Here is an 8,789-nt window from a genome sequence, read left to right on the forward strand (position 1 = left end):
AAGGTTAAGTTCAACAGGATTTTATCCACCATCCCTTGTTTCAGCGTCGGATGAAAATTCATGTCCGTTTTTATTCTCAAGGCCGGAAGGTGCCTTTTTGCGGAGACGGGACGGAGGATAAAATTCATAACGTTAAATCTGTCATTTCAGAGATTTTACCGGGGACCGAATACCCCACATTATGTCTATCTTTGTGGCCCCAGACCATCGTTAAAAATAGCGGTGATTTCTTTTGTTGAAGCTGTAGAAAAAGCCTAAAAACACTGGAGATCCTGATGGTTTTGTGCTAGATTTTTCTTGTAAGCATATAGAAAAGCCACTGAACTGTTGGGAGTAAAAACGTATATGGCCAAATACAAAAAATACTCAAACGATCAAGGAGTCTTCCTTCCAGTCTTTTTTAATAAACAGATCCTGCCGGGCACCTTTGAATATTCTCTGAATCATCTGATTGAGAATGAACTGGATATCAGTTTCTTCGACAATCGATATAAAAATGATGAAACAGGAGCGCCTGCATACGATCCAAAAATCCTATTAAAAATTATTCTTTTCGCCTACTCAAGGGGCATCACCTCCAGCAGGAAGATTGCCCAATGCTGTGAAGAAAATATTATTTTTATGGCCCTGTCAGCCAATACCCGGCCCCATTTTACAACAATTGCAGACTTCATATCCAACCTGGATCACCGGGTCACATCCCTGTTTAAAGAGATCATTTTAGTCTGCGATGAGATGGGATTGATCGGCAGGGACATGTTTGCATTGGATGGTTGTAAACTACCGTCCAATGCATCCAAGGAATGGAGCGGAACCAAGGCTGATTTTAAACGGAAATCCGATAAACCTGAACGGGCCATTGAACGCATCCTAAAAAAACATAGAGAGATAGACGATTCTGAGAATAGAGTTGCTATCATAGAGAAAGATACCCAGTACATCGCCAAGCTGCAAAAACAGATCAAAAAAATACAGGACTGGACAAAGAACAATGATGACAGGCCAGGATCAGGGGGCAAGCCTGTCAAATCAAATATCACGGATAATGAGTCAGCAAAGATGAAAACATCCAATGGCGTGATCCAGGGGTATAATGGCGTTGCCATGGCAGATTCTAAACACCAGGTTATTGTGGCAGCCGAGGCTTTTGGCAAAGGGCCGGAGCAGGATTTATTAAAACCCATGCTCGACAGCACAAAAGAAAACCTGGAAAAAGCTGTTTTTGAAGAAAGCAAACTGACGGCAGACAGCGGCTTCCACACAATGAAGAATATGGACATGCTGGCTGAACAAGGTATTGACGCCTATGTGGCTGACAACCTTTTTAGGAAACGCGATCCCCGATTTGATAACTCAGGCCGGTACAAAGAGCAGGCTTGGAAAGAACGTTTAAGAAAAAAAAAGACCCGGCTGTTTTCGACCAAAGATTTTTACTTTGATCCGAACTTTAAATTTTGTATGTGTCCTGCTGGTAAGCGCCTTTATCGAACCGGTAACGGCATTGATACCAAAGGCAACTTTGTTACCCGGTTTCAAGGCCCAAAATCAGCCTGTGGTCCGTGTAAAATAAGATCTAAATGTCTTCGAAAACCCGATAAGACACCCCAAAGGCAGGTCGCTTTTTTTCACAGTCGGAAGATTCCACAGGGGACGGCGACGGAGAAAATGAAACAGAAAATAGATTCGCCCTACGGCAGAATGATGTATTCAAAAAGGATTGGAACAGTGGAACCTGTCTTTGCCAACATACGGCATATGCTCAAGCTTGACCGGTTCACCCTGAGAGGTAAAATAAAAGTGAACTGCCAATGGCTGCTGTTCTGTGCGGTTCACAATTTAAAGAAGATACATCGATATGGGTTGCCCCAGGTTACATAAACATGGGGGAAAGTACCCCGGCTATCGAGCCTATTACAAAGAATAAGAATGATCTGGCAATAAACACTGGTCATATCGACTGGAAAGTTAAATAAACATTTAAACCAGAAAAAGTAACCGAGACTTAGAATCACTACCTTCTCAAAATTACTTTTTCTACAGACTCGTTATTGGTGACCGCCTGGTCCGAGTATTTGGCAGGTCAAATTGAGTTGTTTGAGGTGCGGACTACCCAGCCCTTTCAAGGTAGAACTCATTTTTGACAATTTTGAGAAAAATCTCCTGAAAATGCCGTCAAAAAAGGAGATTCTCAATGCCGTTGCCAAGTTTCATAGTAATGTCATCGTGTGTCAGATGGGCCAACTTCGGCATAAAATGAGCAGCAGGTTGACATGGTTTACTACTCAGAATTTGATCTTGTTTGAAATTGGCCATAATTTCAATAGTTTGTGCTATATCAATTCCGTGTTAGTACAACCTTGAAAGGGCTGGTGCGGACTACCTAAGAAGCAAGGTCCATTTTTCGGGTGGAAGACGACCTTGGACTATCCCTGTGATTCCGGTTGTTTTTGGACACGACTCAACTCAAATAAATCGGGCTTGGATTCTTAGAGATAAGAGACCTACGCATATCAGTGATAGCAATAAATCTTTGAAACTGACTTCTCCCAATGGTAAGAGATAAAGATACTGGTTATCAGGAGCAAAAAAATGCTTACTGTGAAAAACGGCCAAGGGTGAGTTGGCTGGCCAACCCGGACCGTCCGGGCGATTCAAAAACAGTCTCTTAATATAAATCCAGAGGAGTAATGACACCATGCGTCGATGCACACGATATCTTTTTATTCTGAGTGTTGTGCTTTTTGTCCTACCTGTGGCCTCCCAGGCACAGCTGCCGGTTTATCAGGTGGGCGAGCTGTCTCGAACATTGGTCGATTTTCCAGTATTTATTACAATGGATGAAACCAGTTCGTTGACCATCGACCAAGTGGCAGCTCTACCTGTCCAGGATCGTATACACCCTTCGCGGTTTGTCATACCTGCCGAGCGTGCCAATATCTGGTTGGGCTTCCGTCTTGCAAATGGGACAGACAAACCGGTGATACGCATTGTCGGGTTTGATGAAGTTCACATGCAGAATGCCGACCTTTTCACCCGGGAGAACGGCGTCTGGCAACAACAACGTAACGGTCTTGTGGTGCCTATATCGCAACGACAGGTCGACAGTCGGCTTCCCATGTTCGAGTTGAAACTTCAGCCGGGTCAAACCAAGACCATCTATATGATGGTAAATTCCGAATACAACCTGACCACGTCTGGGATTACAGTCTCCAGTAAAAATCAGTTCCACCGGCAGGATCGTCTGCAGAACATTTTGAACAGCCTCTATCTGGGAGCCTTAGGGGCGCTGCTTTTATACAACCTATTCCTGTTTTTTTCACTCAGGGAAAGGGTCTACCTGTTTTATGTAGCCCACGCAACATTGTTTGGCCTGTTCGTGACAAGCTACAGCGGCCTGGCCGTGCTGGCTGGTATTTCGGCAGAGGATTTCAACCGTTTCGGCGGTTTCACGACCTTGGCTCAGAGCTCTTTGCTGCTTTTCACCAGGGAAATCCTGAAGACGGCCCAGCGTTTGCCACGATTGGACAGGGTTTTGCTGAGTCTGGCCGGTTTGATGGCACTGTTGTCGATTATGGTCTTTCTGGATACCACCTACTACAAGTTCCTGGTGATCTTGGCCATGCCATTGATGCTGCTACAATTGTTCCTGGCCATCCATGCCACGTACCGGCGCTTTGAGATGGGAAAGTACTACCTCATGGGAACCATCTGGTATTTTGTCGGGGTGTCAATTTTGTCGACCCTGAACCAGGGACTGTTGCCCTACAATCTCTTTACCCGCTATTCCTTTCTGGGCGGCTCCCTGCTGGAAATGATTGTCTTCTCGCTGGCCCTGGCCTACCGCATCAAGCTGTTGCAGGAGCAAAAGAGCGCCTATCAGGAAGAATTATTACTCAGGAACGAGACTGAAAAGGAGCGTTTGGAAGACCAGGTTTCCAAGCGCACCGCCGAACTTGCCCGGGCCAACCGGGAGCTGGAATCCCTTTCACGGCACGATGGGCTCACCGGATTGCCCAACCGCCGCTATTTCGACAACGTTCTGGAACGGGAATTCCAAAGCGCCAACAGGAGTGGCGAACCCATCAGCGTGATCATGTGCGATATCGACCATTTCAAGTTGTACAACGATCAGCTCGGCCACCAGGCGGGCGACGCTTGTCTGGTCGAGGTGGCCAAATTGATTCGCGAGGCCTGCCAGCGGGCGACCGATTTTGTGGCCCGCTATGGAGGTGAGGAGTTTGTCATAGTGCTGCCCGATGCCGACCTGGACCAAGCCATCAGCCAGGCTGAGCGGGTCAGACAGGCTATCACCTCCGCCTCTCTGGAACATCCGGCCAACGAACTTGGACGGGTCAGCATGAGCTTAGGCGTGGCCTGCCGCAAGTCAAATGATTCCGGTTCGACAGCGGCCGAACTGGTGGAGCGGGCCGACCGAGCTTTGTATGAAAGCAAGAACCTGGGTCGAGACCGGGTCTCCCCTGCGGCCGATTAACCCGGCTGCTTTTTGAGATACGAGCGCCGGAAAGGTCAAACCGAATTATTTTGGTGTGAAGACTACCTCCAAACAAAGGACCCTTTTTCAAATGGAAGACGACCATCGACTTTCCCTGTAACTCCAGAGCATTTCCAAAACTAAAGCTCGCCTTCTGAATTGTGAGTGGCCTGAGCACTGGAGAAAGAAGTGACGTCCTTTATTGACAGGCCTATCGACGACACATGATACCATTAGTGCTTAGTCAGCTACGTGCGAAATTGAAGGAAAAATTTGCAAGCCTTTGCAGATAATGTTAATGATTTCATCATTGAAATTTTAAATATTTATGCAGATCTGGTTATTCTTACTTTTCGGATGTTATACCGTTAGATAAGTTAAATGAAAGATAAACGGAAACTGCAGATTAACTTGTTATGGCACAAAATTCGAGGTAATTAAAAGGCTTATGAAAATTTTTGCATTTCTATCTCCCACTTGGGTAATTGCCGATTTTGCAAAAAGAAAATGGGATAGAATTACTGTTATTGAGTTTCTTAACTCACTCTATCTTTATTTGTCGGTGGTAAGCGTGGGCGGAGTTTTCATATATCAAGAGTTTTGGGCATCTCAGGAGGGTAAAAGTCTTAATACTGCCCTTCCGTATGTTGCTATTTATTTATGGTCATATTTTTTACTGTCGAGGTGCAATGAAATATTCTGGGCATTCTTACGCGATGCATTCGATAAATTGGATGACCCTGAAAGTGGACAAAGTGGATTAAAAGCCAAAGACCGGGTAAGGCTCTCATTAAAAAGTTACTTGGAGTTGATACTTAATTTTTCGCTACTATACGCACTGCTACCAGCAACTAAATTGGTTTGGTCCGGCACCAACATCCCAATTAAAATAACTGATGCATTGTATTTTAGTGGTGTAACCATTACCACTCTTGGGTATGGAGATTACAGCCCTGCTCATTGGTATCCAAAATTTTTAACAATATATGAGGTCTTTTGTGGCTTCATATTACTAATTGTTTGTTTTGCAATTTACTCAGGAATTAAAAGCCCTAACAAGACTAATTCAGCCGACGCAAAAAGCCGCGCGGCTGATTAGCGGCGTTGTGCTTCAAAACGGAGACGGAGAATCTTTAACAATCTATTAAATTTACTGGTGGCGTTTCCGGGCAGACACAATATCTTGTGGCCGGATCATTTAAGAAAAAGTGTTCAATCATACCATTATTGAACTCCCCAAGAAAAATCGAATCAGTAGGAATTTAAAATCGGACAATGGCACATATAGTTTTCTCTTTATACAGATTGGTTCGATACCAAGCCTGTAAGTGAGAAAAATAGCCACCCATGATTTGTTACATCATCAAGCTTGTTTCCAGCTTTCAAATTATAGTCTGGCTTCTGCCTTTACCAGGAGGGCCTGAATGAAAGCACCCTCTCTACCTTAGAAGATCAAGTTGTTTTTTGAATTCCAACGGAGTCACGCCATATAAGGCTTTAAATTTTTTATAGAAGTTCCCAATACTTGAAAACCCGCTTTCCAGTGCGACTTCCGTAATACTTTTTTCTGTTTTCGAAAGTATTGCCCCTGCTGTCTGCAGCCTTCGCATGGTCATGTATTCAATAATACTGATGTTTGTGACTTTTCTAAATTCCCTGGTAAGCAGACTTCTGGACATGCCAAACTCGGATGCGATCATATCAAGTGTGAGATGTTCTCCCAGATGGTCATCTATCCAACTGCAGATACGATCCACCTTGTTTCCATGGCGCCCCTGGCTGTCCATGTCGCTTGATCCCTGGTTTTTGAAATGAATGGCCAGGATAAGACCGATTCTGCCCCAGATAATATCAAGGTTCTTTTTTTCAGTTTCTCCGAGCGCGTCCGGGATTTTGTCAAAAAGGGCTGAAAACTCACTGTCTTCTTCATGGTCGGAAAAAACCACCGGAGTGTTTTTAATATTTCTGAGACAGTTTGATAATGTGGAGGAAAGGTGAATGGCAGAATCCGCAGCCGTAAGGCAAAGGATTTTTAAATCCGCCGACTCATCCTGTCCGAAAAGAAATCGATGCCTGTTTTCCGGCAGGATGAGGATGAAGCGACCGTTCTGAAATGGAATATCCTGATTGTCAAAAACGATATGTCCCCGCCCTTTTCGGCAGTACAGCAACTCATATACTTCATGGGAATGCCACCCTAAAGATTCCTTAAGAACCAGCGTCATGCTCCAGTACATAATAATTTACCCGATTCGATAATAATTGTAGCCAATAATGAAAGACCGTACAGAACCTTAATGCTATCATGCTTTCATTGTAGGGTATAATATACCCGAAATGATAATTTATCAATTATTAAATAATGGAGAATTAAAATGGCAGAACAAAACACACACTTTATCCACGCGTTTAGGCAGATGTGGGGCAACTACCCGGAAGTGGCCCTGCTGCTGAACCAAAAACATGAGATCGTTGCCGTGAACAAAGTGGCCCAGGGCCTTGGGATAGAACCCGGCATCAACTGCTTCTCCCTGAACGGGACAGACCGGATGTGCAAGGGGTGCAAAGCCCCGTTGATGCACAAGCAGGGCAAAGCCCAAAGACAGGTACTCCACAAAGACCCCATTGGCATTTTGGATTCATACTGGATCCCGGTGGATGACAGTGACGGCCTTTACGTGCATTTCGCCAACAATATTACGCAATGGGCGAAGTCCGCAAAAGTTTCCGGGACAAAAGACGCGTCACCCGTATCAATAAAGGATGTCCTGACAATATAAAGAAAACATCCGGGGGTGCTAATGCGTTAAGCCTGCATCCCCGGACCACTTCATAAAAATTTCTAAATAAAAAAATTTAAAATGGATAAACGCTTTTATGATTGCTCGGCTGTCAGCCTGCAGGGCAAAATAGAACAATAAATTGATTTTCGATTTGAAAAGAGAGCCTGCTCGCTTGAAAAATAAAGAACAACATATTAAAGGCATATTCTAAAAATTCTGCTCAATTTTTGTTTTTTACATTTCTGATAGTTATTTACAATCCCCATATATATTTGGTACACACACCAAGGTTAAGTTCAACAGGATTTTATCCACCATCCCTTGTCGCAGGGACGGATAAAATTTGTGTCATACTTTATTCTCAAACCGGAAGATGTCTTTTTGCGGAAACGGGACAGAGGATAAAATTCATAACGTTAGCAGCATGGATATAGGAGAGATTTCAGCCCTAATGGAAGATTATCTTAAATCAACGGAAATAATTGATTGGCAGCATCCTGATATTATATCGAAAGCGAATGAACTCGCATCTGGTAAAGGGAATCTCAATGATATCGCAAGGGCCTGTTTTGAATGGGTGAGAGATAAAATCAAACATATCGATGATTATAAAATTCAAACGATATCTTGTTCAGCTTCAGAGGTATTACGATCAGGCTCAGGTATTTGCTATGCAAAAAGTCACTTGCTGACCGCACTGCTAAGAGCAAACTCTATTCCATCTGGTTTTTGTTATCAAAGGTTAAGTCGGGATGATAATGGTCCACCTTTTTGTTTGCATGGTTTTAATGCTGTTCATCTCTCTAAGTTTGGCTGGTATAGGATTGATCCGAGAGGAAATAAAGAAGGTGTAAACGCACAATTCACACCTCCGGTAGAACAATTGGCATTTTCAACTCAAATAAATGGAGAAGTTGATTTTCCGGAAATATTGTCTGATCCTCTTCCAATAATAATTGAGGCATTGAGGCAATATAAATCTAAAGATGAACTGTGGAATAATTTACCGGACATCCAAATTATATCAGGCAACAAATCATTGAAAGCTGCTAACCCAAGTTTATAAAGGGACCCTTCCGGTAGGTGTCAAGCAGAATTTTTTTAGCGGTTAGGGTGCTACTTAAAAAAACAAGCTCTACAGCCTACATGCTCCGGAAGTTGAATGCATTTCTAAGGGGAAGGCTCACAAGAAATATGATTTCTGCGTCGCAAGAGGTTCCTTGTCGCCCGCATTTTTTTGGATAGACATAGGCAGGAGGAATCATTCCATATTTGATATAATATCTCGCTGATTGCCTGCTGGGTCATTCGATCCAGAACAGTGGGAATGCCCAGAAGTCTTACACCTCCACCAGGTTTGGGAATTTCCTTCCTCTTAACCGGTTGCGGTCTATATCCTCCATTGTGCAATTGTTCCCTGATGTCCGGCCAATGGCGTTTCAGGTAGCCCGGCAATTGATTCACCGTCATTTTATCAATACCGGGTGCCCTTTTATTGCTGCGAACTCTTTTCA

At 43.9% G+C, this 8,789-nt stretch carries 6 protein-coding genes and 1 pseudogene; 5 read left to right on the forward strand and 2 right to left on the reverse strand.

The window, feature by feature from the left end:
• Nucleotides 1–345 precede the first annotated feature (345 nt).
• The 3 genes from ACYQ2M_RS24160 to ACYQ2M_RS24170 all read left to right on the forward strand — a co-directional run bounded on the left by ACYQ2M_RS24160 (nucleotide 346) and on the right by ACYQ2M_RS24170 (nucleotide 5,591).
• Complete coding sequence (locus ACYQ2M_RS24160; protein WP_459918962.1) at nucleotides 346–1,878, forward strand: IS1182 family transposase; 1,533 nt, start codon at nucleotides 346–348, stop codon at nucleotides 1,876–1,878.
• 817 nt (nucleotides 1,879–2,695) lie between these two features.
• Nucleotides 2,696–4,492 carry a sensor domain-containing diguanylate cyclase gene (locus tag ACYQ2M_RS24165; RefSeq protein WP_459918963.1) on the forward strand — a complete coding sequence of 599 codons (1,797 nt, stop codon included), beginning with the start codon at nucleotides 2,696–2,698 and terminating at the stop codon, nucleotides 4,490–4,492.
• A 448-nt stretch (nucleotides 4,493–4,940) separates the two neighbouring features.
• Nucleotides 4,941–5,591, forward strand: a complete 651-nt coding sequence (locus ACYQ2M_RS24170) for a potassium channel family protein (RefSeq protein ID WP_459918964.1) — start codon at nucleotides 4,941–4,943, stop codon at nucleotides 5,589–5,591.
• Between the two features lie 340 nt (nucleotides 5,592–5,931).
• Here the strand turns inward: ACYQ2M_RS24170 and ACYQ2M_RS24175 are convergent, their stop codons facing one another.
• Entirely contained in the window at nucleotides 5,932–6,717 is a 786-nt protein-coding gene (locus tag ACYQ2M_RS24175; RefSeq protein WP_459918965.1) for an AraC family transcriptional regulator, read from the reverse strand.
• Nucleotides 6,718–6,867: 150 nt separating this feature from the next.
• Between ACYQ2M_RS24175 and ACYQ2M_RS24180 the strand changes: the two genes are divergently transcribed.
• Together ACYQ2M_RS24180 and ACYQ2M_RS24185 are read left to right on the forward strand one after the other, a co-directional pair.
• Nucleotides 6,868–7,272 (forward strand): hypothetical protein, encoded by a 405-nt coding sequence (locus ACYQ2M_RS24180; RefSeq protein WP_459918966.1) that lies wholly within the window; start codon nucleotides 6,868–6,870, stop codon nucleotides 7,270–7,272.
• Between the two features lie 454 nt (nucleotides 7,273–7,726).
• Nucleotides 7,727–8,341, forward strand: coding sequence for a transglutaminase-like domain-containing protein (locus ACYQ2M_RS24185; RefSeq protein WP_459918967.1), 615 nt, complete (start codon nucleotides 7,727–7,729; stop codon nucleotides 8,339–8,341).
• A gap of 104 nt (nucleotides 8,342–8,445) precedes the next feature.
• On the opposite strand, the pseudogene ACYQ2M_RS24190 reads toward ACYQ2M_RS24185, so the two are convergent.
• Nucleotides 8,446–8,789, reverse strand: a pseudogene (locus ACYQ2M_RS24190) (hypothetical protein); the annotation flags it as partial.

Source organism: Desulfocicer niacini (assembly GCF_054657595.1).

Excerpts from the sequence above, each read along its gene's own strand:
- ACYQ2M_RS24160 (WP_459918962.1), top strand. The coding sequence starts at position 346 with ATGGCCAAATACAAAAAATACTCAAACGATCAAGGAGTCTTCCTTCCA.
- ACYQ2M_RS24165 (WP_459918963.1), top strand. The coding sequence starts at position 2,696 with ATGCGTCGATGCACACGATATCTTTTTATTCTGAGTGTTGTGCTTTTT.
- ACYQ2M_RS24170 (WP_459918964.1), top strand. The coding sequence starts at position 4,941 with ATGAAAATTTTTGCATTTCTATCTCCCACTTGGGTAATTGCCGATTTT.
- ACYQ2M_RS24175 (WP_459918965.1), bottom strand. The coding sequence starts at position 6,717 with ATGACGCTGGTTCTTAAGGAATCTTTAGGGTGGCATTCCCATGAAGTA.
- ACYQ2M_RS24180 (WP_459918966.1), top strand. The coding sequence starts at position 6,868 with ATGGCAGAACAAAACACACACTTTATCCACGCGTTTAGGCAGATGTGG.
- ACYQ2M_RS24185 (WP_459918967.1), top strand. The coding sequence starts at position 7,727 with ATGGAAGATTATCTTAAATCAACGGAAATAATTGATTGGCAGCATCCT.